Annotated in this window: 1 protein-coding gene; it reads right to left on the reverse strand. The window is 37.6% G+C overall.

From position 1 onward, the window contains the following. Window positions 1-343 (reverse strand): helix-turn-helix domain-containing protein (locus N8M09_RS10940; protein WP_261065207.1); only part of this gene is annotated, 343 nt, incomplete at both ends.

Below are 343 nucleotides of genomic sequence, written 5' to 3' on the forward strand. Positions count from 1 at the left end.
ACATATCCATTGTAATGATTTTCACCTGACAACGGACAGCTCGCTCGTAGCGCAGAAAGTGATTTCGAATGATAGCTCGTGTTCTGCCTTCAAGAACAGTAATGATGTTGAGATTATCAAAATCTTGTGCAATGAAACTCATCTTTCCCTTGGTAAAAGAATACTCGTCCCAGGACATAATGTTAGGAAGTCGTCTAAAGTCATGCTTAAAGTGAAAGTCATTCAGTTTACGTATGACAGTTGAAGTTGAAATGGACAGCTGATGAGCAATATCGGTCATAGAAGTCTTTTCAATTAACTTTTGCGCAATCTTTTGGTTGATAATACGAGGAATTTGATGATT

The sequence above is a fragment of the Streptococcus mitis genome (assembly GCF_946190375.1).
Lineage (GTDB): Bacteria > Bacillota > Bacilli > Lactobacillales > Streptococcaceae > Streptococcus > Streptococcus mitis_CJ.